Below are 25,795 nucleotides of genomic sequence, written 5' to 3'. Positions count from 1 at the left end.
GTCTGCAGCGCACAATATTTATCTTATTTTTGGAGAGTAGGACGTGAAAATGTCCACCATGTTAATGCGTAAAGGCGACAATACCTTTGTACCTGTTGCAGGCTTAACACTATTTGCTATTGCTTCAGGTTACTTGATGAGCTTGATCCCGTTATCAATGGGTAGCTTTGACATTGATACGCAATATGCAGGCTGGTTAGCGAGTGCCTACTATATTGGTTTATTAATTGGCTCAATGATGATTGAGCCTGTGATCGCAAAAATTGGTCACCGTCTCTCCTTTATTAGTTTCTTATTAATGTTGGCAGCAACGGTTGTTTTACTGCCATGGACACCGACAATTGAAGCTTGGCTACCAAACCGTTTAATTGCAGGTATTGCGGTAGCAGGAATTTTTGTCGTGGTGGAATCTTGGTTACTGATTGGCGATAACCCAAAAGAGCGAGCAAAACGACTGAGTTTCTATATGACCTCATTATATGGGGGAACAACACTCGGGCAGCTTGCTATTGGTGTGATTGGTACTCAGGGCGTTGTTCCTTTTATTGTGGTACTCGGCTTACTGCTAGTGGCAGTTTTACCGCCTTTATTGGTACGCCAAGGGCAACCAGCAAGTGGCTTGCATCAAAAATTATCATTTAAGCAGATCACTCGTTTAAGTAAGCCAGCCATTATGGGCTGCATGGTATCCGGTATCGTGATGGGAACCATTTATGGGCTAATGCCGCTATCCCTGAAAAAAGATAATTTTACGACGGATCAAGTTGGTGTTTTGATGGCATCCATTATTTTGGGTGGCATGTTAATTCAGCCAGTGATCAGTAAATTGTCAGTAATGATGAGCAAAACCTTATTATTAGCTATGGTTTCATTATTAGGTGTTTTTGCGATGGGCATGATTTACATCTCATCAGATTATGTGGTGATGATTGTAGCGCTCGCCCTGCTGGGAATGTCATCATTTGCCTTGTATCCGATAGCGATCACTTTAGCGTGTGATAACTTGGATTCGTCATTTATTGTGGCAGCGACCCAAGTGATGTTATTTAGTTATAGTGTAGGCTCTGCGATGGGACCTATCGCAGCGGGAACAATGTTAGAACAACATAGCGGGTTAACGAATTTCTTCTTTATTGTGCTGTTAGTGACGGCAATTTATATGCTGATTGCAAGTTTACGTCGTAAGGCAAGTGTATTGGCAAACTGACCGTGCTTGATAAATTGCTCGCCACTAGTAATGAAAAAAAACGCGCTATCTTGAATGAGTAGCGCGTTTTTTTATGGCTATTTTTTCTTATTGAGGTTGGCGAGTACGAGCTCAGGTTTGCGTGAATGAAGCATGTTTGGCGTTGTGATTTTCTGCTCCCATAACTCTCCAAGTTTAAAGTCCCAAGAGAGTGGGCTGATCACGGTACGTCCCGCATTGGGTGCGAAGGTAAGTTCACTAAAATAGAGTTTGTTTTCTGCCATTAAAAAGTCAGCTCGGCAATAATCGAATGGCGTCACTAAAATTTCAGCTAATCTTAGCATCTCTCTAAATTGTGTTGGTTCACTGACCGGTTCTAGCATTTGAGGATAACCAAAACTGACCGGCTGCAATTGCCATTCCGTATCATAAAGGTTGATAAACTCGGTGCCATCTTCGTCGGTATAATCGATTTCTGCGTAAACGGGTTTACCCGAGAAACAATGAATGCGGCAGGTTTCGGGTACTAGCTTTCTCTTTTTCTGCTCAAACAAATCGATATATTCCTCGCAAATAATCTGCGCAGGAATATTTTTATAATGGCGTTCACGAGTAATGTAATAGAGATTTTTGAGTAAATGGAATGACAGCTTGTCTTTGGCTTTTTGTAAATCAAACTGTGATTTATCGGTGCAAATAATACTGCTGCCGCTGTCGTGGGTGCATTTCAATACAAAGCGCTGGGGCAGTTTCGTAATATCAATTTCATCCACATGTTGATAAGTGGCGAGAATAGGAACGATATGTTCTTGCCCGATAGTCTGCGTAACATAGTCACGCACCGCGAGTTTATCGGCGAATTGACTATGCAGTGGATTTCGGTCATGGATCATACGGAAATTCACTTTTTCATTAAAGCTTTTCGGCGCATTAAAGTTAGGGTAATACCCTAATTTTTTAATAAATTTATTCGTGAGATAACTTTTGTCACTCATGATTAGCGCACGGAATTTTTTTAGAAAATATTCTGTTTTTTTCATAAACAAACAACCATTCTTAATAAATTAAAATTTTATTAATTTTTTTATAATTGGAATTATATTAATCATTTTTTAAATGATGATTAAATGATAACGGTAATATTGACGCTAATATTAAGAGTTCCTTAAGAATTTAACTTAATACAATGCTAGCTATTTGATATTTAATCAAAATATAACCAAAAATTAATCAATTGATTATATTTGCGTGCTGTATATAAATTGTTTAATTTACTTGGTTATTAATTTTAAATTAAATAAGCATTTCAAATGCTAGTATTGCCTAGGTTAAATTAATTATAAATTAATCTGAGTCAATACCTGAAATCTTAAAAAATGAAAAATAATAAATAGATGATAGAATAGATAAACAATTAAATAGTTTATTACTAAACTATTTAGCTTAAGATGAGTAAACTGATGAGATCATCAAAATATGGATTGCCAAAATAATTTATGTGATAATCATCACACATAACTATCCTTTCAATTATTATTAATTTATGGTCATTCGCCCGCATCAACACTGGTTCTTTAGGTTGTTCGACTGGCACGGTTCCGTGCTGTCTAAAATCACCTTTAGATTATCGCTTAATATTATGATGTCCATTGTCGCTATTTTAATCTATCAATGGTACGAGCAATTAGGGATCCATCTGACAATAGCCCCATTTAGCTTATTAGGGATAGCAATAGCTATCTTTTTGGGGTTCCGTAATAACGCCTGCTACAGCCGCTTAGTTGAAGCAAGAACGCTTTGGGGCGCAATATTAACCAACCAACGTAATATTTTAAGAAACATAAAAGGATTATTGCCGAATGATCCTGAAGCGCATCGCACATTTGCTAATTTGTTGATTGCGTTTAGTTGGAGCTTAAATCACGAACTTAGACGTACTAACCCAAATATAGATTTGTATCGTTTATTGCCGCGAGATGTTTTTTTAGATGTTATTAGAAGCCCTTTTCCCACCAGCCGAATTCTTATGCATATTGGTTTGAGTGTCGGGGCATTGCGAGATAACAATCTGATCAGCGATGTGCTGTTTCAGTCTATCAATAAAGATGTGAACGGGTTATCTGAAGTTTTAGGCGGCTGTGAACGTATTTCGAATACGCCGATCCCCTTCGCTTATACATTGATCCTGCAACGTACGGTCTATTTATTTTGTACATTATTACCGTTTGCGTTAGTGGGGGATTTACATTACATGACGCCTTTGGTTTCAGTGTTTGTTTCCTATACGTTCTTGGCGTGGGATGCATTAGCGGAACAATTGGAAGACCCATTCGATGTGCTGGACAACAGCTTGCCACTGAATGCATTATGTAACGGGCTTGAACGCAATGCTCTTGATATGATTGATGCTAAGCAGTTACCACCACCACCGAAGCCAAATAAATACTTCAATTTATTATGATTCTAAGCCGCGGCTTTCACTATGCAATATTGAGCTATGTAATATTGAGCTACATAATATTGGCTATGAAAAATAGACCGCGGCTAGCCATTAATGGCGTAGATACACATGAGGGGTTGCCGTTTCCGGATGCGGCTGTACCCCTAAATCCGCTTGATACCACTGGGTTAAATTCTTGGTAGTTAACACTTCTTGTGGTGTTCCAGCCACAACTAATTTCCCTTGATGAATAAGATACACTTTATCGGCATAGAGTGCGGTGAGGTTCAAATCATGCAACACACAACAAACGCCTAGCGGTCTTTCACGGGTAAGCTGATGTAATAGCCGCAAACTGTGCTGTTGATGGTATAAATCAAGGGCAGAAGTAGGCTCATCAAGGAATAAACAGGCTGGTGTTGGTTCCGGTTGCCATAATTGAGCTAACACTCGCGCAAGCTGAACACGCTGCTGTTCACCACCGGATAATTGGCGATAATCGTGATGGCGTAGTGGGGTGCAGTGGGTTTGCTCCATAGCAATATCAATGGCTCGTTGCTTATGTTCAGAACCATAAGGAGTTCTTCCCATCGCCACAACATCCTCAACACTGAACGCAAACTGTAAATGGCTATGCTGTTTCATCACGGCACGTTTTTTAGCGAGGCTTTGAGGTTCCCATTCAGGTAATGGGCGACCTTCTAGCTGGCACTCACCTTGAGAGGGGGAGGTGTAGCCTGTGAGCAATTTCAATAAACTGGATTTTCCCGCACCATTAGGACCAATAATCACCACCATTTGATTTTGCTGTATAGACAAACTGATATCATCGATTAATGTTCGATTATTAATACGATAACTGAGGTTTTTAGCATCGAGTAAATTGGGCATCGGTTAGATCCTTCCGGCAGGTTGGCGCAGTATTAGCCATAAAAAGTAAGGTCCGCCAATCAAACCCGTTAATAAGCCCACGGGGATTTCTGCGGGAACGGCTAAAGTGCGAGCAAGGGTATCGGCAACTAAGAGTAAGCAAGCACCCACAATGGCAGAACCAGGAATAAGCCAACGATGATCGGGTCCCAATGTCATACGTATTAAGTGAGGAACAACGAGCCCGATAAAGCCAATCACACCACTCATAGCAACGGCGCAGCCAATTAATAGGGCGCTTAGGAATAATAAAACAAACTTACTGCGTTCAACATTTATCCCTAAATAGTGTGCATCTTCATCCCCTAATTGCAGAATATTCAATGTATTGCCTTGCCAAAAGCAGAGTAAGCAAGTGGGGATAATCACACTGGCGGCAATCGCTAGCGATGTCCAATTCACATTGCCTAATGACCCCATCATCCACAAGCTAAATGTGCGTAACTGTTGGTCATTACTCATATAGCTCAGTACCCCAATTAGTGACATACATAGGGCATTGATGGCAATTCCTGCTAATAGCAGCCGTGCCAAATTGCCATTAGACATACGATTGAGGCTAAAAATGATCAGTGAAACCGCTAAGCTGCCAACGAATGCTGCGCCAAGATGACCGTAATTGAGCATTAATGTGGGTAAGGAGAACGGTAAAATGATGAATGCTGCCACACACAATGCGGCACCACTGCTTACCCCTAATAAACTGGGGTCAGCGAGAGGGTTGCGAAATAACCCTTGCATCATCCCACCGGAAACCGCTAAAGCCAATCCCACTAAAATGGCGAGTAACACTCTTGGTAGACGAATGGTGAGCCAAATTTGCCAGTCAGGATCGGTGGATGGTGCAAACCAAAGCACTTTTAACGGTAAGTTAATTGCACCAGCGGTAGAGGCAGCCAAAGTGACTGCTCCCAGTAACACCAATAACATCAAAATTTTAAATAAAGGGTGCTTAAAACGGCTCATTCGCTTTTTTCTAACGCCTCTCTTAACTGCTGCATGACTTTGGGGGTGCTTAAGCTGAAGCTCAACATACCAGTATCATCCACGACTAAAAGAGCACGATTTTTTCCTGCAGGAGTGAGTGCTAACCCCGGTAATTCCCAAACTTTGTCAACGCCACCTAAGGATTTCACACCTTGCTCAGAGATCACGACGATGTCTGGCTGGCTGTAAATAAGACCTTCTTGAGATAGCGGACGATAGCTAGAGAAGTTTTGCATGGCATTTTGTGCACCAACGGCCTTGATCATGCTATCGGCTGCCGTTTTTTGCCCAGCTGCCATCGGTTGTATTCCACCATGGCTCATTAAGAAAACCACTTTTTTATTCAGAGGGCTAGTGGGGATGGCGAGTAGCTCGGCATTAAATTGTTCGACTAATATTTTCCCTTTTTCGGGTAATCCCACTGCCTGCGCGATAGTGGTGATTTTCTCAGGAATGGCTTCTAATTTCGGTTTTCCTGTCACTTTAATCACTTTAACGCCGCTTTTTTCTATTTGGGTTAATGAAATTGAAGGTTGGGAAAGCTCACTGGCGAGCACCAACGTTGGACGCAAAGAGAGCACGCCTTCTGGGTTCAGTGTTCGCATATAGCCGACATCGGGCAACTTAGTTGCTTGCTCGGGATGTAAACTGCTACTGTCGCGCCCAACCAGACTATCTTGTGCGCCGAGCGCATAGACAATTTCAGTTACATCGCCACCGAGTGTCACTAAACGGTCAGCGCCATGGGCAACCAATGAGGTTGCCAGTGTGATTACCATTAGAAGCCATTGTTTCATCGTCAAATACCTGTGTTAGATTCTTGGCAGGGACATGACTTGCTGGCGCCAGTGTTCTTGCTCTGGCGTCCCTTCAGTGCGTTGTCCGTACATTTGTGCGATTTGATTGCCTTGGTCATCAAACACTTCCAGGCTTGTCACAAAACCATCTTCCGTTGGTTTACGAGTGACCCAACACTCTGCAACACCATTTTCAATCATATGCAGCGTGAAATCAGGGTTGAAAATATTCAGCCATTTGATGTCAGAACCTTCAGTTTGGTGTGGCATCAAGCGTTTGATTTTGCCTGTGAAAATTTGCACACATCCACGGTTACCTACGAAAATCATAATTTCGTTTTGATCAGCGAAAGCTGTATTAACCAGCTGATTGAATGAATCATTTGGCACCTGCCAAGCTAAATCATCACTGACAGCGCGGAACACTTGTTGACGGCTTAAGTTATTTTTCTTCAATAAGATGAAAAATTGGTGAACATCCGTCATATTGCGCCACTCTTGGTCAAGCTGTTGTTTTAGCTCATCGCTAATTGGCTGAGCGTGGTGTGGCTGCACTTTTTCAACGGATAATAGTGGGTTTTCGGTGGTTACGTATTTTTCGATAAGCGCATTCCATGCATCCATATCGGTTTCATCGGTGGTATACACTTTGTGCAGTGCATCGCCATGTTTATCAAAGAATTGGATACTATGACGCTCACCTCGTTTAGCCTCTTCAGAGAGCGTAAAAATGCTGTCCCAATGAGAGAAAAACATACGCAAATCCAGTGCGCGTGGATTAAGAATTAAACCACCGTGAGGGCTAAATTTAGCATTCTCATAGCGCCCGACTTGCTCATGGACCACATACTCATTACGGGTAATAGCCTTGACTGGACCGACAGCCTCCAAAGCAGTTAATAACGTTGGCGCATCAATGCTCAGGCGTTTAGCCTTATCGCGCCCAACGCGGCTATGCAGTAATTCCCCTTCAGAAACATTCAGATAAGCAGCGAGGTCTCTCGCATACCTAGCTTTATTATCTGCTTTGGCTTGTTGATAACGTTCGAAAAGTGCTGAATTCACAGGTTTCTCCTTTATGTAGTGTGAATTACCAATATAGTGTGAATTACCATTGGAAGCTGACGAGCAGCTTAGCATTACGACCATCTTGGGGAATCCCCTGAGAGGAGTAATACTCTTTGTCAAAAGCATTTCCTAAAACAACACTGGTATCTAACCCTTTAAGACTTCCATCTCCTTGATAATTTAGATAGAAATCATGAACGGCGTAGCCCGGTTGTTGCTTCAATTTGGATGTTTTATCGAAATCGGTATGAGTAGTGAACTCACCTAACCAGCCCACAGAGAAACCGCTGTCTGCAACTGGAATGGAGAGGTTACTGGTGAGTGAATCCGGTTTAATGGATTCAATGGCTTTGCCTGTATATTCATTGACGCCGACGGTGTGGTTATAAGCTAGACCCCACGCAAAGTAGTCGGTGGTGTAATCCAATGACACATCCGTTCCCCAAATTTTGGCACGCTTGGTATTGATGGATGTGGTGTAGTTATTTTTCAGGTTAAAGCGGTCAAAATTGACATGAGTATCAATATAATCTTTGGCTTTTGTATCGAAATAGCTGGCTTTGAAGCGCAGGTTATCGCGAGCCATAAGTAAGTCATCAAAACGTAAACCAAAACCATATTCTGCAGTACGCGTGGACTCAGGTTTTAAGTCTGGATTAGGGCGCCAGTAGTTAGTCATTGGGCCTTGTTGGAAATGCAGGGAATCGTTGTACATTTCCATCATTGTTGGAGCACGGAAAGCTTCAGAGTATGACGCAAACAGCATTGACCAATCGGTTGGGGTGATGCTCACTGCCGCTTTTGATGACCATTGATCTTCTTTGACATCTTTATTGCCCTTGGCGGTGGACTTGTAGTTGTCATAGCGAGTTCCCAAAATGAAGGAAACAGGCAAATCTTTTAAGGTAATCTCATCCTGAATAAAGCCAGCCGCAAAGGTGATCTCTGCATCAGGGAACTGAGTGGTTCCAGCGTAAGGGGTCTGTTTTTGACGATACGCTTCAGTACCGTAGGTAAAGTTGTGTGCAGCGAGTGGTAACTCATAGATATCGGAGCGGTTATCCAATTTGATACCATACGTTTTTTGGCTGCGCCCTTCGTAGTTAGACTCTTTCCCTTTGGAGGTGATATTCACATCAGAGTAATACGGAGTCGCTTTTAAATTGAGCCATGAATTATCGTCTGGATTTAACTGATAGGTTGCTTGCAAGTCACGCTGACGCGTTGTGCGGTTAACCTTCTTATTATCGTTGCTGGTGGCGAGCTGTTGCGGGTCTTTTGGCTCATAAGCATCATTATTGTAATAACGAATTTGTCCCGACAGGGTTTGCGCATCATCCAGTTGCCATGTGCCTTTACCGAGCATATTGGCAATGGTTTCTTTGTTATCCATTTTCTCGCCGCCGCCAAGACGAACATCACCGCTTTCTTTCGTCACAAAGCTGAATAGCCCGTCAAAGTCATCGGTTTTACCAAAAGCGGAGCCGCCAAAGCCAAAGCTGTGATCCCCGGTAGCGCCTTGAGTGAAAACGCGGAAACCTTGGCTTTGACCTTCACGCAGTAAATCTTTCGCATTCACGGTTTCCCAAGCAATCACGCCACCCATCGCGCCGCTGCCATATAAAAGCGCTGATGGACCGCGAATGATTTCCACTTGTTTGATAAGCGCGGGATCAAGAAATGTTCCGTTAATGTGCCCAGTATCCGTACCTTGGCGAACGCCATCGACTAACGTCAAAATTCCACGACGGTCAAATCCGCGCATGCTGATATCTTGACCGTTAGTACGGCTAGTTCCTGTCAGTGCAATGCCCGGCACTTTCCGCAAAATATCGTTAGCATTATTGGCTGTTTTGGTTTCTGGTGAATCATTTTTAATGACGGTAACCATCATCGGCGTATTAAAGCTATCTCGCTCATTACCCGTGGCATAAACAGTCATCACATCGTGGTGACTGTTAGTTAAATGGTTATTGTTAGTTGGAGATTTTTCAGTCTGTGCGGTTGCCATTAGAGGCAGCAAGGCACTCGCCAGCACAGATAAGCGTAATACTTGAGACATACAGGTGATACTCCCTAAAAATTGTTAACTCTTTGATGAGTGCGATGCACCGTTAAAAACTGACTTATCATCAGAGCGTTATGGCGTGTTTATAGGGTGTTGAGACAAAGACGCTTTCAACGGAATAGGGGAAAAGGGGTATTTGAACCCAACAAGTGATGATAGGGTTCGAAAGTTCGCCTTGAGGTTATCCAGATTTACAGCAGCAAAGCCCGTAATAAACACCATAAGAAACTGTGTCCTGATGTATAGAGTTAAGCTGGCTGCCTAGTATGACGACTTAGGTGGCTTGCGAGATATATTGTGTTTTTAAAGCTAATTGTATTTTTGAAACAAACAGTACTTTTAAAGCAAACTGCGTTGTGAAGACTAAAAACTATTTGGTCAGAATTAATTTACCTGTGCGAGTTTGGCGCAATTGATAAATTTCACCGCGGTGTTCAATGGCAATTTTGCCTGATGCACCTAATAATTTTTGGCTTTCAATAAGCCCATTTTTAGCAGCAAAATCAGTCAGTGAGGTTGATTTTGTGGTTTCTTCAATAATGTCAGAAAGTGGCTTGGTCATGTTGTTCACCACAGAAATTTTGTTGTCAATAAGAATGATATTGATAATTATTATCTTTAAAAGCATTGGCAATATCAAGTGATTTTCACAATTGATCAACAAACACTGTTTACCAACAAAAGAGCCGTATCGCGGATACGGGCTACCTTTATGATGTAAATGGGGATTTACCTAACTTTTGGAGGGGGATTGAGCCGATCCTGAAATTACTGAGATTTGTTAGTACATATTTGTTTTTAAAAGCTCGATACACTCTTGGGCGCCGCGTTTGAGTACTTGACCTTTTAAACAGACCACATGGACAGGAAGTACTAAGCCATTCGGGGTGTTTTTAAATTCTAAACGCTTGAGTAAACCTGCCTCTAAATCAGTTTTGATTAATGAAGCCGGTAAATTTCCCCAACCCATCCCTTTTTTAACTAATTCTAACGCCATCGTGAAGCTATCCGTACGCCAATAATGGCTAGAAACAATAGAGCGGAAATCACTGATAGGGTGGTGAGGGCTAGCGACAATAATCTGGCGTGTTTGAACAAGATCTTCGATATACAGCGCATTATTCGGTTTATTAGAGGGATAATCGGCGCTGATGGTCGCTGTTAATGATTCATAACCAATACATTCGAACTGTTCCTGAGCATTGACATATAACCCACCAAAAGCGATAGCCAATTGAACGCGCTCACTGTGCAATAGTGGCAAAATATCATCTTGAGGAGCGGTGATCAGCTCCACATGCATCAACGGATAACGTTGGCTCAGAGCGTGCAATGTATCAACTAACACATTGGGATTAACCCCTTCGGCGACCCCGATTGTGAGTGTACTCTCCACCCCCTGAGTGAGTTCTCGTGAGAAAACATTCAACTGACGTAAGTTATCCACAATATTTCGTGCATAGGGGGCGAGGGAAAGCGCTTGTTCCGTAGGTTTGGGTTCTCGCGTATGGCGCTCAAACAGCGAAAAACCAAGCTCTGCTTCAAGGTTGGCAATTGCCATGCTAATCGCGGAAGGGACTCGATGAAGTGCTCTTGCCGCTGCGGAAAAAGAGCCTTTATCGAGCACAGTTAAGAAAATCATCAGGTTTTCACTATTAAATGGCATCTTAGACCTTTCAGTTTTGTTGATAGTAGCTGACTTTTATTATCATTAATATTGATTTAATTTACCAGCCTTCGGCAAACAGAATATGAGATAAAAAATGCAAGGTATTAAACGTAAAGTGGTTTTTATTACGAGCTACGAAGTTATTGGCTGGATGATTTCATCGTTGGCACTGGCTTTTCTTTCGGGGAATTCCGCGGGAACCACAGGACCTTTAGCACTGGTGATCACCACGATTGCGGTGACATGGAATTTTATTTTCAATGTGGTATTTGAATATTGGGAATCAAAGCAGAAATCAAGGATTAGAACGTTTAGACGTCGTTTTGCTCATGCGGTGTTATTCCAGCTAACGCTGGTGGTATTTTTGATCCCATTGATTGCATGGTGGTTATCAATATCGCTCTGGCAGGCACTTATTTTAGATTTTGCCCTGATTATCTTTATCCCGATTTATACTTTTTTCTTTAACTGGGCATTTGACAAAATTTTTGGGTTACCAAAATCTGCATTGGCGCAAGAAAAAACCACTGCGTAGCGTGAAGGAGATGGCAATGAGGCCATCTCCTTGGTAACTAAGCTTATTTCACGCTAAAAATCTGGTGATATCTTTTAGGATTTAAACGCAAAAATAGCAGTAATGTCATCATAACTAGGACACAATGCAGCAACCAAACAGGGGTAAAACTGTGACTAAATTGCTGTAATGCTGCCGCAACCAAAGGTCCAAAAGCGGCGATGATAAAACCGCCTGCTTGCATTAAGGCAGTCAGGATCCCCGCGCTAGCAGGATGAGGGATATGATCTAAAGAGGTAATAATGGTTAAGGCGAAGCAGCCACCCAGTCCGCAGCCCAGCAGACCTACCCACAGCAACGGTAGTGTATTAGGAAACAGGATTAACCCGGCAAATCCCAATGCTTGGCTCACCAGCGTGACAGTGAGCCAAAAGCGACGGTCAATATTATGGGATGCTAATACCGGGATCATCAGTGCCGCAGCAGCTTGAAAAACGGTTAAAATCGCCACCAGAGAACCGCTTTCTGTAGCACTAAATCCTTGTTGTTGAAAGAAAGGTGCCAGCCATGTCACGGCAGTTGCATAACCCGCATTCACTAAACCAAATCCCGCCATTAATAGCCATGCTCTGGGCAGCTTAAGATAAGTTAATACACTCAGCTGAGCTGGCGTATTTTTCGTGTTCGAAGAGCGAATATTCATGAAGACGGCAATCAGGGCGATCAGTGCTGGAAATGCAAGCCATGCTAGCCCACTTTGCCAATTCCCTGAAAGGTGGGTAATTAGCGGTGTTAATTGCGCTCCCAGCGCGCCACCGACCATCAAGGTAGCTGAATATAATCCCGTCATGGCGGCCATTTTTTGTGGAAACGAAAATTTTATCAAACCGGGGAAAACCGCTTGAATATAAGCCGCTCCCATTCCACACAAAAATGCGGTCATTAACAGTGCGTTCGCATCAGAAACAAATAATCGGCAGAAAGAGCCTATCAGCAGCAGTAGCATCGCGAGGCTGATACCCCACTTATCACCTAATTTTTGATTTAATGCGGGGACGACCAAAGCTCCAAAACCCATGAGTAACATGGGGATCAGCGTTAACAGTGAAACGCTCTGGTAGCTCATTCCGGTGGTTTTAATGATATTTTCGATGACTGGCCCAGGTCCTGTCATAAAGGGGCGTAAATTAATACCGACAAGGGCAATCGTCAGAATCAAGCCAAAAGAGGCAGAAAGTGGTTTTTTCATGTTTACGCGTGATGCTGTTGCCACCAAGTTTGATACAGCATGGATTGCGTCTCATCCTTCGGTTTTAATTGGATAAATTGCAAACCACTTTGTTGGTCAGGAGAGACTCTTAATGCCTCAGCTATCGCCTCTGTTGATAATCCAAAAGGTTCAGCATCTTGGTTCGAATAGGCATAAACAACACGTTTAATGCCAGACATGCGGATCGCAGCAAGGCACATAGGACAAGGCTGACCGCTAGCATAAACGGTGCAATCATCGAGTCTGACGCTATTTAGCACCTCTCCTGCTTGGCGTAATGCGAGTAATTCAGCGTGTGCGGTAGGGTCGTGTCGCTCCAACATTTGATTCACGCCAGTGGCAATAATTTGCTCATTTTTGACGACCACTGCACCAAATGGACGCCCACCTGCGGCAACATTGTCAGCGGCGAGGGTGATTGCATGTTGTAAAAATTGTTTATCGAGCATGGTTTGTGCTCCTGATTTATCGAGTATTCTAATAAGATTACTGATGAGTTGACATGGTGTCATTTCAGTAATGTCCATCAAATGCGTTGTTCCCTTCAATCTAATCAAAAACTGTGATATTTAAAAATTAAATAATTAAATCTCAGGTATTAAAAAAATGAATTCGTTGCTTAATTTTGTATTATTGAAAACATTCGTTACCGTCGCAGAAACGGGAAATTTTACGGTGGCTTCACAACAATTAAATTCAACGCAATCGACGTTAAGTCAGCAAGTTCAGCGATTAGAAAGTCTTATTGGACAGCCGTTGTTTGTAAGGGGGCATCGGATGTTAACCCTGACAGAAACAGGGGAAGTGTTGCTTGGGTACGCGAAAAATATTCTGGCACTTAACGATACGTTTTTTATGAAAATAACAGGCAATGCGATTATTCAAACTCTGCGATTAGGGTTTCCTGAAGATTTGACGTCGGGATTAGTGACACCAACATTGGCGGCATTTATGCAAGCGCATCCTAATGTCCGATTAGAGGTGACTAGCGGGTTGAGTCGCCAACTACAGCAACGCTATCAACATGGTGAGTTGGATTTGATCATTGTGAAACAACGAAAAGGGGAGTTTCATAGTGATTATCATTGGTCAGAGCCTCTTTGCTGGCTAGCGAGTCGCCAGCAACATGTTCTTCCCACAGATTCTGTTCCTCTGATTGTTTTTCCAGAGAATGGGCTGTACCGGAATGATATGTTTAGGTTGTTAGATAATGAACAACGCCCTTGGCACATTACTTATACTTGCACTAGTCTGGCAGGTATCCAAAGTGCGATTACCGACGGATTAGGCGTTAGCCTGTTACCCGTACGTGCGAAATTATCCCAGCATCGAATCTTGACAGCAGAAGAGGGTTTCCCTCCTGCCCAAGAGATGGAACTGGCGATGCATTTTCACAAAGAATCATCGGAGATGGTTTCGGTATTGGCGGAGCAGTTAGCTCATCAATTAGAACCGCGTTAATTGGCAATGGGCTTGAGCAAATCACTGTAAAGTTCCGTTAAGATCCCATTTGCCATAAACTCTTTTCTGATCCATTGGGTGACTAGCCCTGTCGCAGAGTGTTGAGTAGCTAATAACATGTGAGAATCCTGCCTTGGGTTTTGTATTTGCTTAGTGACTAGGACTCCGGTTTTTACATGTTCTTTGACCATATAGTCGGGTAGGAATCCGATCCCTTCACCTAAAATTTGGCACTGACATTTGGTGTTGAAATCAGGCACTTGAATCGCCTCTTGCCCGTGCAGTAGCCATCCAACACGTTTATTGATGGTATGCGCCGTATCTTCCACCATGATATTTGGGTAGAGGCGAAGCTGGCTTTCGGCAATTGGCTCAGGCATTAAGGCTAAAGGGTGGCTAGATGCTATGGCAAACTGCCAGTGTATGGCACCAATTTCTGTGTAATCAATCCCGCCGCCATCCATGAGTGTACCCGGCGCCCCAATCGCAATATCCGCATGGTTATTGATAATGGCATCCCAAACACCGTTATACACTTCTGTGGTCACAGTGATCTGGCAGGTACCAAATTGCTTTTTCAAGATTTGTAGCAACTTCGCCGTATGGTAAGGGGTGTAGATCAACTGATTGATACAGATGCGAACACGGGCTTCAATCCCTTGTTCAATGGAGTCGATACTTTTTTTGATGAGATGAAAATTATTCAGAAGGTCTGTGGCTTTGCGATAAAAATAGTATCCCGCTTCGGTCAGTTCAATATTACGGGTATCGCGAATAAACAGTGCGACATCTAAATAAGTTTCGATACGTTTTATGGTGTAGCTCACCGCGGAGGTGGTAATCCCAAGTTCTTCGGCTGCTTTACTGAAACTGGCAAATTTAGCCGCGGTGGTATAGGTCAATAAATTTTCTTCAGTAAAAATAGAGTTCATGTGTCGTGTCCCAAAGTGCGTGAAAATTAGCCTAAATAACGTTTTCTGTGAATACAATTCAATAGCTTAAAAAACAGGCTTTTTATCGATTGTTTTTAATAGCCCTCTTCGGGGATATTTATCTATTCTGTACAATAAATAGTATTTAATTTATGTCACTCAAAAAAGCAACTAATGAAACGCATGTTTACATTCAAACTAATTAATATTATTGAATTAAATGAAAAAATAGCCATTAGGGGATATCGAGTTCATAAACAAAAAAATCACAATATTAACAATTCTAAAACCTTTGATTTGATGGCTGTCACAAAATTGAAGAAAGAAAAAATTGGCAAAAAGATTAACAAAATTATTTGGTCAAATTGCATATAAAATAGACGAAAAAACATCGATAAAGGTCAGTGAAGGATGCTTTCACGCACAAAAATGCTCGATTGTTGAATTTAAATCAATAATAAGGTGGCAGATTGATGAATTAAATTTAAATGGATTCTATTTATTAATGGCAATTGTTATGCTCTAACCATGCTAAATAATCTTTAATTCATATTTAATTTGGCTATCAGGAAATTTAAATAGCTAAATGTGGAGAGCATTATGACAGAAAACACACTCGTTCAAGATTTTCTTAAAGCAGCAGAACAAGGTCAATTAGCTATTTTAAAAAATTGCCTTGAAAAAGGTGTTGATATTAATAGTACCAATCGACAAGGTCGCACTGCTATTGTGAATGCCAGTTTAAATCAGCACTATGAGTGCGTTGATTTTCTTATTCATGCGGGTGCTGATATTAATAAACAAGACCAAACGTGTTTTAACCCATTTTTATTAAGTTGCCTAAATAATGATTTAACATTATTACGTTTAGTATTACCTGCTAAGCCTAATTTAGATTTACTAACCCGTTTTGGTGGTGTTGGGATCACGCCAGCGAGTGAAAAAGGGCATGTGGAAATTGTGCGTGAATTACTGGAAAACACGGACATTAATGTTAATCACACCAACTTTGTCGGCTGGACTCCGTTGCTAGAAGCGATTGTGCTGAATGATGGTGGCGTAAAACAGCAGCAAATCGTAAAAATGCTGTTAGATCATGGTGCCAACCCACATATGACAGATAAATACGGTAAAAAGCCGTTAGAGCTGGCACAGGAAAAAGGCTATCACGAAATTGCTGAGTTACTGATTGCAGCGGGTGCGTAACCACCCATAAGGGGGATTGTGAACAGACACCAATCTCAGCGGCAAAGCATTTATGGATTAACGGCTGATGCACATTTCTTGCATCTTTTGCATCAGCCATCATTAACAGGGAATATAGAGCAGGTTTTTAATAAAGCCATTAATTTTTCAATTGATAATCAACTTTATACCTTGCTTGGCTCGCAAACGGATAATGCTCCTAATAGCTGCCGAATTATTAATAAGGATTTTTCACCATTAAATATTACTGCGGGGGATTCTGTTTATATTTTAAATAATGAAATCCATATTAGTGAGAAATATACTATTTCATTTTTATTATGTAAGAAATGGAACCCACCAACGGTTTATTTTATTAATGAAAAATTAACAGAAGAAAAGTACCGTTATTTTCTTCAGTCTAAAATTAACGAAATTGATTCTATTTTAAATGATAAAACACACTCTCTGTTTAACTACCAAGGGGATAATTGTTTTTATCTTGAATCATCAAAAAAATTAAATGAATTACGCTCTAGCTTAATTAATTTATTAATCAATAAACGGTACCAAGCATTAACTCATATTGTGAGCCAGTTTGTTGGGTTAGGAATTGGGTTAACACCTTCGGGAGATGATTATTTAGTGGGACTAATGGCTTTTTTGTTGTTGAAACATCACCCTGCGAATTCCTGCTATCCGAGCTTTTATCAAGGGATTTCTCAAAGCAAGGCGAATACAACACCCATCAGTGCCATCACGTTAGAAAAAGCATTAAACCAAGAGTATCGCGAAAATATGCATCAACTGATCCAATGTTTAGTTGATGGGCGAGAAACAAATATTTATCCACAAATTTTAGAGATTTTAAATATCGGGTCTAGTTCAGGTTGCGACATGCTATTTGGCATTCGCGATGCGCTGTTTCTGACTCATTATTTCGGAGAAACACATGTCGACTAAAGTGGTCATAAAAAAGAATACCTATTTTGATTCCGTGTCATTGATGTCTATTTCCACCAAAGCCAACCAACTTGAAAATGTTGAGCAAGCCTTTGTGGCAATGGCAACAGAAATGAATAAAGGCGTATTAAGAAACTTAGGTTTATTAACACCAGAATTAGAAGAAGCCAAAAACGGCGATTTAATGATAGTGATTAAAGGATCTAGCGATGAAGCCAATGATGCGACATTGATTGCTATCGAAGAGCTGTTTAATAAGAAAAATCAAGGCGGTGGGCAGCATGAAGCCAAATACGCCACAATCAACTCTGCAAAAACGCACATTCCTGATGCCAACTTAGCGGTTATTTCGGTTAATGGGCAATTTGCGGCTCGTGAAGCGCGTATTGCACTGGAAAATGATCTCAACGTGATGCTGTTCTCCGATAACGTCTCGATAGACGATGAGCTGGCACTGAAACAGTTGGCGAGCCAAAAAGGGTTGTTGATGATGGGACCAGACTGCGGGACAGCGATCATCAATGGGACAGCCTTGTGTTTTGGTAACAATGTTCGTCGCGGTAGTATCGGAATTATTGGGGCATCCGGTACGGGGAGCCAAGAACTGAGCGTGCGAATCCATGAATTTGGTGCTGGAGTTTCTCAGCTAATCGGTACGGGTGGTCGTGACCTAAGTGAAAAAATTGGCGGCATCATGATGATTGATGCACTCAAAATGCTGGATGCGGATGATGAAACCCAAGTCATTGCACTCATTTCTAAGCCACCAGCACCTATGGTTGCCAAAAAAGTGTTAGAACAAGCTGAAAAATGCCATAAGCCAGTGGTGGTTTGTTTCTTAGGAAGTCAACCGTTACCGGATGATAAACCCGGCTTAACCTTTGCCCAAGGCACCAAAGAAGCTGCTCTGAAAGCGGTTTTACTGACAGGTATTCGTAAAGAGGATTTAGACCTTCATCCTCTCAACTTACCTTTAATTGATGAAGTTAGAGCGTTACTTAAACCGGAACAAAAATACATTCGTGGTCTTTTCTGTGGCGGCACATTGTGTGATGAAGCCATGTTTGCAGCGCTGGAAAAATACGATGACGTCTACAGCAATATTCAACCTAACCCTGACTACCGTCTGAAAGATATCAATAAAAGTGTCGCCCATACCTTCCTCGACTTTGGTGATGATGATTTTACCAATGGTAAGCCACACCCAATGATTGATCCAACAAACCGAATAGAGCGTTTACTGCAAGAAGCTCGTGACCCGGAAGTTGGTGTGATCATGATGGATTTCGTGCTTGGCTTTGGCTCTCATGAAGATCCGGTCGGCGTGATGATTGACGCTATCAAAACAGCAAAAGCGATAGCGAAACAAGAAGGACGTGAACTGGTGATCCTTGGCTATGTGTTGGGTACTGACCAAGATACGCCATCGATGGATGCACAGGTCAAGATGCTCACTGACGCAGGTGTGATTTGGGCGAGTAGCAGTACCAATACAGGTTTATTAGGACGTGAGTTTGTCTGGAAAGGGGAGAAAGCGTAATGACTTCATTATTTAAACAACCATTGAACGTTATCAATATCGGCATTGAGATGTTCAGTGATGATCTGAAAAAACAGCACGTTCCGGTGACTCAGCTGAATTGGACGCCGCCGGGGCAAGGTAACGTTGCTGTGATCCGCGCGCTTGACCAAATTGAAGGCAACGCGGCGTTACAAGAAAAAATTGCAGTGGCGAACGCACAAGCGCTTGAGCGTATTATTCAGTCCCAGCCTGTGCTCGTGGGTTATGACCAAGCCATTAATGTGGTACCGGGCATGACGAAAAACACCATTCTACATGCCGGTCCACCAGTGGCATGGAAAGATATGTGTGGCGCGATGAAAGGCGCGGTGACAGGTGCTTTAGTTTTTGAAGGATTGGCGAAAGACTTAGCGGATGCGGAACGTGTTGCAGCTTCGGGTGAAATTATCTTTTCCCCATGCCATGAACATGATTGCGTAGGGTCAATGGCGGGCGTGACATCGGCATCGATGTTTATGCACATTGTCGAAAACAAAACTTACGGCAACCGCGCATTCACTAACTTGAGTGAGCAGATGGCAAAAATCTTGCGCATGGGTGCCAATGACCAAAGCGTTATTGACCGCTTGAATTGGATGCGTGATGTGCTGGGTCCAATGCTGCGTGACGCCATGAAAATCGTCGGTGAAATCGACCTGCGCTTAATGTTGGCACAAGCGTTACATATGGGTGATGAATGCCATAACCGTAACAATGCGGGAACAACATTGCTGATCCAAGCGCTGACCACGGGAATTATTCAAACCAATTTTACGGTTGCACAGCAAAAAGAAGTGTTTGATTTCGTGGCAAGTAGCGACTATTTCTCGGGTCCTACATGGATGGCAATGTGTAAAGCCTCAATGGATGCGGCGCACGGCATTGAATACAGTACTGTCGTGACTACCATGGCACGTAATGGTTATGAGTTTGGTTTACGCATTAGCGGGTTACCGGGGCAGTGGTTTACAGGTCCTTCTCAGCAAGTTATTGGTCCAATGTTCGCGGGTTATAAACCGGAAGATTCAGGTTTAGATATTGGTGACTCGGCTATCACAGAAACTTACGGGATTGGTGGATTTGCGATGGCAACAGCACCGGCTATCGTGGCGCTCGTTGGGGGAACCGTTGAAGAAGCGGTGGATTTCTCTCGCCAAATGCGTGAAATCACCCTTGGTGAGAACCCGAACGTCACCATTCCATTGCTAGGTTTCATGGGAATTCCGACAGCGATTGATATCACGAAAGTTGCAGCTAGTGGCATTCTTCCGGTGATTAACACGGCGATTGCGCATAAAGATGCAGGTATTGGAATGATTGGGGCAGGGATTGTACATCCTCCGTTTGATTGCTTCGAAAAAGCGATGCTTTCTTACGCGAAACACTATGCATAGTGGTATTGAGCCCAAAACTCACTAAGCAAAAAATAATGCCCGGCTTCGGTCGGGCGATAAAAATAAAGCAACGCATTCCCTGAATTATTCAGTGGCATAAGAGATAGACCGTCAACAACGTGCTGCTAAGGTGTGAGGGGAATGGGAGTAAGAATATGAGTCTATTAAATATTAAATGGAAACGTGGTGATTTGGCGGCCTATTTTGGTTTGATGACAAATAACCTCACGAACCTACTCACCATGATGGGCTTACTGATTTTTGTTGTCGGCATCCCAGCGGAAATTGTTTATGGTCGTATCGCGCCAGCGTTTGGTTTTGCTGTATTGCTTGCCAGTGTAAGTTACGCTTACTTTGGTCAGCAGATGATCAAGCAAACAGGACGAAATGACGTTACGGCACTACCATCAGGTCCAAGTGCGCCTTCTATCTTCACCGTGACCTTCTTAGTGATCATGCCGGTTTACCAAACCACCAAAGATCCTGAATTTGCTCTGCAAATTGCGTTGGTCTGGTGTTTTGTGGAATCAATGATTTTAGTGGGGGGCTCTTTCCTTGGTGAAACCATCCGTAAGATGATCCCGCGTACCGTATTATTATCGTGTTTATCGGGTCTCGGATTATTGTTACTGGCAATGAACCCGATGCTGCAAGCATTTGAAGCACCAACGGTATCGTTTATTGTCCTACTGTTAATTTTCATCAACTGGTTTGGTAAAAAGCCTATCTTTGCACGTATTCCTACAGGGTTGCTGCTGCTTATCGCGGGTTCTGCCTTAGCATGGATTTCGGGTTTACAAAGCCCAGAAGCGATTACGGCATCCATGGCGTCATTTGGTTTTAACCCGCCAAGCATCCATGTGGATAGCTTCTTCCAAGGTTTACCTCATGCACTGCCGTACTTAGCCTCAGCGGTACCTTTAGGTTTAGCGAACTACATCTTTGACCTTGAAAATATTGAAAGTGCTCACGCAGCGGGTGATGAATACAACACACGTAAAGTGATGCTGGCAAACGGTTTATCTTCAACCGTGGGTGTTGTGCTGGGTAATCCATTCCCTGTGACAGTGTATGTGGGTCATGCGGGTTGGAAAGCGATGGGCGCGAGTGTGGGTTATACCTTAGCATCCGGTATCACCATGTTTATCGTCCCGTTATTTGGTATTGGCGCATTTATGCTCGCAGTGATCCCAATGACGGCCATTGTCCCTATCTTAGTGTTTATCGGTGTAGTGACCGCTAACCAAGTGGTGCGAGAAACACCGAAAGTCGAAGTACCTGTGATTTTCATCTGTCTATTCCCATGGATTGCGAACTGGGCATTGACGATGGTTAACAGTGTCATGGGAGCGGCAGGTACGTCTGCAAGCGCGATTGGTACGGAAGTTCTGTTACATAAAGGCGTTTACTATCAAGGTCTGGTTCACTTAGGTAACGGTGCACCGTTGGCAAGTATGTTATGGGGCTGTATCGCTATCTTCGCTATCTTAAACAAGCCGTTACGTGGCGCGATTGCGGCGGCAGTGGGTGCAGTATTGGTCTTCTTTGGCATCATCCATTCTCCGGCTGTGGGTATTGCAACAGGTTCGGCATTGATGTTTGTCTACGCATACCTCATGATGGCGGCTTTGTTTGTTATCAAACACTTTTTAGATGGTCGCCAATCAGTGGAGCAGCAACAAGCTGAAAAAGCTGAAAAGCTTAGTAAATCAGCGTAATAAGCCAATCTTTATAGTGGGTGTACGCGATACACCCACTATCTGCTAAATATTCGGTATCAGGATCCTTAATCATGAAAGAACTCGTGGTTGTTGCCATCGGGGGCAACAGTATTATTAAAGATAACAGCAGCCAATCCATTGAAGCTCAAGAAAAAGCGGTTCAGGAAGTGGCTCAGCACATCAGCGATATGCTTAAAGGTAATTACAATATTGTGCTGACTCACGGCAATGGACCGCAGGTGGGGTTGGATTTACGTCGCGCTGAAATTGCTCATGTGACGGAAGGATTACCACTGACACCGCTGGCTAACTGTGTGGCGGATACTCAAGGGGGGATTGGCTATTTAGTCCAGCAAGCACTTACTAACGTATTAGCGAAACAGCAACATCGCCAAGCAGTAACGGTAGTGACCCAAGTGGAAGTTGATAAAAATGACCCGAACTTTGCGGCTCCGACTAAGCCGATTGGCGCATTTTTCAGTAAAGAACAAGCTGATGTATTGCAGCAGGAAAACCCTGATTGGCACTTTGTTGAAGATTCAGGACGCGGATATCGCCGCGTGGTGGCATCCCCTGAACCTAAACGAGTCATTGAGTCAGCAGCAATTCGTACATTGACCGAACATGATTATGTGGTTGTTGCGGCTGGCGGCGGTGGGATCCCTGTTGTGAATAATGGACAGGGCGGTTATCAAAGTGTGGATGCTGTTATTGATAAAGATTTATCGACTACGCTACTGGCGAAAGAGCTCAATGCGGACATTTTAATCATCACCACGGGCGTTGAAAAGGTGTGTATTCACTTTGGCAAACCGGAACAAAAAGCCCTTGGTGAAACTTCAACGACGGATATGAAACGCTATATGGCAGAGGGGCACTTCCCAGCAGGAAGCATGCTACCGAAAATCGAAGCCAGTTTATCGTTTATCGCTAATGGCGGTAAGCGCGTGATTATCACGACGCCTGAAGCTCTGCCAGCAGCATTACGTGGCGAGACGGGAACCCATATTATTCAAGGCTAAGTCTCACTCGTTCGGCCTCATACGATAAGGTCGAACTCTCGATGATAAGGAGTTGCTATGAATACAGAACAGTTATCTGGTCGCAGAGAGTTTCTGACGACAAGCGCAAAAGTGGTGGCGGCTTGTACATTATTAGGTTCAGTATCTGCGGGGGCGGCGGTGCAAAGCGTACCGCAGTCTGGTGTTTCTCGTATCACAGATAAACATTATTATCTTGATGATGCGTTACTCGAAACAGGTTTTAATTTCCGTGATAGTACGGTAATGGGGACACAAACTGAGCTAAAAACTATCGAAATTAATGATGGTAAAATCGTGGCGGTGTTACCCAATAAACAGCATCCAAATACCGTTCTGAATGCGTACAGTGCGCAAGGCAAATTGATGCTTCCTGCATTTCGAGATATGCATATTCATCTGGATAAAACCTTTTACGGAGGAGCATGGCAAGCGCCACAGTCCCGTGAAGGTAAAACCATTATGGATATGATAGCCCTTGAACAGAAAATGTTGCCTGAATTGCAGCCTTTCACGCAAGAAAGAGCGCATGCGCTGATTGATTTGATTCAATCTCACGGGTCGACCATCGCGCGCAGCCATTGCAATATTGAGCCTGTTTCTGGATTAAAAAACCTTGAAGCACTGCAAAAAGTGTTGGATAAACGTCAGCAAGATCTCACGTGTGAAATTGTGGCATTCCCTCAACATGGCTTGTTGCTGTCAAAATCAGTCCCTTTGATGCGAGAAGCGATGCAAGCGGGTGCACACTATGTGGGAGGGTTAGATCCGACCAATGTGGATGGTGCGATGGAAAAATCCCTTGATGCGATGTTCCAGATTGCGCTGGATTACAACAAAGGGGTTGATATCCATCTGCATGAGACAAGCCCGGCAGGACTTGCTGCTATCAACTATATGATAAAAACGGTGGATGAAAACCGCAGCTTGCGTGGCAAGGTGACGATTAGCCATGCATTTGCGTTAGCTATGTTAAATCCTGAAGATGCCGATGTGATGGCAAAACGGTTGGCTGAGCAGCAGATTACGATAGCGTCGACAGTGCCTATCGGTACATTACATATGCCATTAAAAACGCTGAATAAAAATGGTGTGTTTGTGATGACAGGGACTGACAGTGTGATTGATCACTGGTCGCCATTTGGTCTCGGGGACATGTTAGAAAAAGCCAATCTATATGCGCAGTTGTACACGCGCCCTGATGAGTTGGCATTATCTCGCTCCCTTGCTATCGCCACGGGCAATGTATTGCCACTGGATGAAAAGGGCAAGCAAGTGTGGCCAGCAAAAGGGGATGATGCCAGTTTTGTACTGGTGGATGCCTCTTGCTCAGCAGAGGCGGTTGCGCGTATCTCTCCAAGGCAAGCTGCGTTCCATAAAGGGTATTTGGCCAGTGGCGCAGTTGAAAAGTCATTAGGCTGAAAGCTGTTGTCTATATAGGCATGGTTTATAGAGACGAGCTTATAGAGATATCGTTTATAAAGCCCACATTGGTGGGCTTTTGTATTTTTATGGTGTAGCAAATTTAAATACTAGGAACTTAATCGTTTTTATAAATCGCGACTTGCGGTTTACCATCATTACCGATTGTTCCGCGGTACATCCCTTCTGAATTAAACTCCATCGCGTAGTTACCGGTTTTATCCAACACAATCACACCGCCACTTCCGTTTAGCTCTTTGACTTCATCCAGTGCATTACGGGCTGCTTGGTCGATAGGCGTTTTGTTGTATTTGACTTGAGCAGCGATATTGTGGGCGGTTGCGGTACGGATGAACATTTCGCCAGAGCCTGTGGCTGAAACGGCGACGGTATTGTTGTCAGCGTAGTTCCCTGCACCAATGATAGGGGAGTCACCGACGCGACCGAAGCGTTTGTTGGTCATGCCACCTGTGGATGTCCCTGCGGCGATATTACCGTTTTTATCGAGAGCGACCGCGCCAACAGTGCCATATTTGTAGTCATACATCATTGGATCAATAAAGAGAGCGGCAGTTTTACCGTCATGGTCGAGTACCACTTTTTCTTTTTCTTTGGCTTTTTGAAGTTGCTGCCAACGGAAGTCAGTGCGGAAATAGGATGGGTCAACGATTTCAAGACCTTGTTCTGCGGCGAATTGCTCAGCACCTTTAGAAACCATCATGACATGAGGGCTTTTGGTCATGACGGCATAAGCGGCATTAATCGGGTTTTTAATGTTGGTGACACCTGCCACAGCCCCTGCTTTACGGTTGCTGCCATCCATAATCGACGCATCCATTTCATTTTTGCCTTCGTGGGTAAAAACGGCGCCTTTTCCTGCGTTAAATAGCGGGGAATCTTCCATCACATTAATAGAGGCTTGTACCGCATCAAGGCTACTACCGCCTTTATTGAGTACCGCATAGCCTGCTTCTAAGGCTTCGGTCAGTTTTTCTTGATACTCTTTTTCTTGTGCTGGAGTAATGGTGTCTTTGGTAATAGTACCGGCTCCCCCGTGGATCACTAATCGGATTGGTGGCTCGCTTGCGGCATAAGCGTGCAAAGAAAATGAAGCTGCCAATAAACATCCTAGTAGAGATAATTTCATGATTATTTCCTTCCAGTTATTTTGTTATTAGTCACTTTTT

23 protein-coding genes are annotated in these 25,795 nt (G+C 43.2%); 11 read left to right on the top strand and 12 right to left on the bottom strand.

Annotated elements, in window-relative coordinates; genetic code table 11:
- The first annotated feature begins 64 nt into the window (after positions 1-64).
- Complete coding sequence (locus tag ACIH2S_RS13720) at positions 65-1,207, top strand: MFS transporter (protein ID WP_036951232.1); 1,143 nt, start codon at positions 65-67, stop codon at positions 1,205-1,207.
- Between the two features lie 77 nt (positions 1,208-1,284).
- Here the strand turns inward: ACIH2S_RS13720 and ACIH2S_RS13715 are convergent, their stop codons facing one another.
- On the bottom strand, positions 1,285-2,226 hold the full coding sequence (locus ACIH2S_RS13715; protein WP_036951112.1) for an ATP-grasp fold amidoligase family protein: 942 nt from the start codon (positions 2,224-2,226) through the stop codon (positions 1,285-1,287).
- Between the two features lie 503 nt (positions 2,227-2,729).
- Between ACIH2S_RS13715 and ACIH2S_RS13710 the strand changes: the two genes are divergently transcribed.
- On the top strand, positions 2,730-3,647 hold the full coding sequence (locus tag ACIH2S_RS13710) for a bestrophin family protein (protein ID WP_036951111.1): 918 nt from the start codon (positions 2,730-2,732) through the stop codon (positions 3,645-3,647).
- A gap of 90 nt (positions 3,648-3,737) precedes the next feature.
- On the opposite strand, the gene ACIH2S_RS13705 is transcribed toward ACIH2S_RS13710, so the two are convergent.
- From ACIH2S_RS13705 to ACIH2S_RS13675, 7 genes are all read right to left on the bottom strand, one after another.
- Positions 3,738-4,517, bottom strand: coding sequence for a heme ABC transporter ATP-binding protein (locus ACIH2S_RS13705; RefSeq protein WP_349487942.1), 780 nt, complete (start codon positions 4,515-4,517; stop codon positions 3,738-3,740).
- Positions 4,518-4,520: 3 nt separating this feature from the next.
- Entirely contained in the window at positions 4,521-5,522 is a 1,002-nt protein-coding gene (locus tag ACIH2S_RS13700) for a FecCD family ABC transporter permease (RefSeq protein ID WP_036951108.1), read from the bottom strand.
- Entirely contained in the window at positions 5,519-6,340 is an 822-nt protein-coding gene (locus tag ACIH2S_RS13695; protein ID WP_430247599.1) for a heme/hemin ABC transporter substrate-binding protein, read from the bottom strand. Before ACIH2S_RS13695 ends, ACIH2S_RS13700 begins: the two co-directional genes overlap by 4 nt.
- A gap of 15 nt (positions 6,341-6,355) precedes the next feature.
- On the bottom strand, positions 6,356-7,405 hold the full coding sequence (locus ACIH2S_RS13690; protein ID WP_036951104.1) for a hemin-degrading factor: 1,050 nt from the start codon (positions 7,403-7,405) through the stop codon (positions 6,356-6,358).
- Between the two features lie 43 nt (positions 7,406-7,448).
- Positions 7,449-9,470: a TonB-dependent hemoglobin/transferrin/lactoferrin family receptor gene (locus ACIH2S_RS13685; RefSeq protein WP_154600028.1), complete on the bottom strand. Its 2,022-nt coding sequence runs from the start codon at positions 9,468-9,470 to the stop codon at positions 7,449-7,451.
- 376 nt (positions 9,471-9,846) lie between these two features.
- Positions 9,847-10,038: a hemin uptake protein HemP gene (gene hemP, locus ACIH2S_RS13680; RefSeq protein WP_036951101.1), complete on the bottom strand. Its 192-nt coding sequence runs from the start codon at positions 10,036-10,038 to the stop codon at positions 9,847-9,849.
- 219 nt (positions 10,039-10,257) lie between these two features.
- Positions 10,258-11,142, bottom strand: a complete 885-nt coding sequence (locus tag ACIH2S_RS13675; RefSeq protein ID WP_036951099.1) for a LysR family transcriptional regulator — start codon at positions 11,140-11,142, stop codon at positions 10,258-10,260.
- A 97-nt stretch (positions 11,143-11,239) separates the two neighbouring features.
- Between ACIH2S_RS13675 and ACIH2S_RS13670 the strand changes: the two genes are divergently transcribed.
- Positions 11,240-11,680, top strand: a complete 441-nt coding sequence (locus ACIH2S_RS13670; protein ID WP_036951098.1) for a PACE efflux transporter — start codon at positions 11,240-11,242, stop codon at positions 11,678-11,680.
- Positions 11,681-11,723: 43 nt separating this feature from the next.
- On the opposite strand, the gene ACIH2S_RS13665 is transcribed toward ACIH2S_RS13670, so the two are convergent.
- The gene (locus tag ACIH2S_RS13665) at positions 11,724-12,908 is read right to left on the bottom strand and encodes a cyanate transporter (protein ID WP_272533226.1); all 1,185 of its coding nucleotides are present in this window, start codon (positions 12,906-12,908) and stop codon (positions 11,724-11,726) included.
- 2 nt (positions 12,909-12,910) lie between these two features.
- Positions 12,911-13,378 (bottom strand): nucleoside deaminase, encoded by a 468-nt coding sequence (locus ACIH2S_RS13660; RefSeq protein WP_036951092.1) that lies wholly within the window; start codon positions 13,376-13,378, stop codon positions 12,911-12,913.
- Between the two features lie 157 nt (positions 13,379-13,535).
- Between ACIH2S_RS13660 and ACIH2S_RS13655 the strand changes: the two genes are divergently transcribed.
- Positions 13,536-14,390: a LysR substrate-binding domain-containing protein gene (locus ACIH2S_RS13655; RefSeq protein WP_108478253.1), complete on the top strand. Its 855-nt coding sequence runs from the start codon at positions 13,536-13,538 to the stop codon at positions 14,388-14,390.
- On the opposite strand, the gene ACIH2S_RS13650 is transcribed toward ACIH2S_RS13655, so the two are convergent.
- Positions 14,387-15,322, bottom strand: coding sequence for a LysR substrate-binding domain-containing protein (locus ACIH2S_RS13650; protein ID WP_036951088.1), 936 nt, complete (start codon positions 15,320-15,322; stop codon positions 14,387-14,389). The genes ACIH2S_RS13655 and ACIH2S_RS13650 overlap by 4 nt on opposite strands.
- Positions 15,323-15,922: 600 nt before the next feature.
- Between ACIH2S_RS13650 and ACIH2S_RS13645 the strand changes: the two genes are divergently transcribed.
- From ACIH2S_RS13645 to ACIH2S_RS13615, 7 genes are all read left to right on the top strand, one after another.
- Complete coding sequence (locus tag ACIH2S_RS13645; protein ID WP_036951084.1) at positions 15,923-16,528, top strand: ankyrin repeat domain-containing protein; 606 nt, start codon at positions 15,923-15,925, stop codon at positions 16,526-16,528.
- Between the two features lie 18 nt (positions 16,529-16,546).
- Positions 16,547-17,470, top strand: a complete 924-nt coding sequence (locus tag ACIH2S_RS13640; RefSeq protein WP_349487941.1) for a DUF2877 domain-containing protein — start codon at positions 16,547-16,549, stop codon at positions 17,468-17,470.
- Positions 17,460-19,010 (top strand): acyl-CoA synthetase FdrA, encoded by a 1,551-nt coding sequence (fdrA, locus tag ACIH2S_RS13635; RefSeq protein ID WP_036951081.1) that lies wholly within the window; start codon positions 17,460-17,462, stop codon positions 19,008-19,010. The genes ACIH2S_RS13640 and fdrA overlap by 11 nt, the downstream gene beginning before the upstream one ends.
- On the top strand, positions 19,010-20,425 hold the full coding sequence (locus tag ACIH2S_RS13630; protein WP_036951080.1) for a DUF1116 domain-containing protein: 1,416 nt from the start codon (positions 19,010-19,012) through the stop codon (positions 20,423-20,425). Before fdrA ends, ACIH2S_RS13630 begins: the two co-directional genes overlap by 1 nt.
- A 155-nt stretch (positions 20,426-20,580) precedes the next feature.
- Positions 20,581-22,143 (top strand): xanthine permease, encoded by a 1,563-nt coding sequence (locus tag ACIH2S_RS13625; RefSeq protein ID WP_108478250.1) that lies wholly within the window; start codon positions 20,581-20,583, stop codon positions 22,141-22,143.
- Positions 22,144-22,217: 74 nt separating this feature from the next.
- Entirely contained in the window at positions 22,218-23,168 is a 951-nt protein-coding gene (locus ACIH2S_RS13620) for a carbamate kinase family protein (RefSeq protein ID WP_036951077.1), read from the top strand.
- A gap of 57 nt (positions 23,169-23,225) precedes the next feature.
- Complete coding sequence (locus tag ACIH2S_RS13615) at positions 23,226-24,608, top strand: amidohydrolase family protein (RefSeq protein ID WP_036951076.1); 1,383 nt, start codon at positions 23,226-23,228, stop codon at positions 24,606-24,608.
- 118 nt (positions 24,609-24,726) lie between these two features.
- Here ACIH2S_RS13615 and ACIH2S_RS13610 read toward each other — a convergent pair whose 3' ends face one another.
- A complete protein-coding gene (locus ACIH2S_RS13610) occupies positions 24,727-25,755 on the bottom strand; it encodes an isoaspartyl peptidase/L-asparaginase family protein (RefSeq protein WP_036951074.1) in 1,029 nt (342 codons plus the stop codon).
- Between the last annotated feature and the right edge of the window lie 40 nt (positions 25,756-25,795).

It is taken from the genome of Providencia lanzhouensis (genome assembly GCF_050469745.1).
GTDB classification, from domain to species: Bacteria; Pseudomonadota; Gammaproteobacteria; order Enterobacterales; family Enterobacteriaceae; genus Providencia; species Providencia lanzhouensis.
Note: the sequence above shows the minus strand (reverse complement) of the source record. Positions and strands in the feature narration are given on the sequence as shown.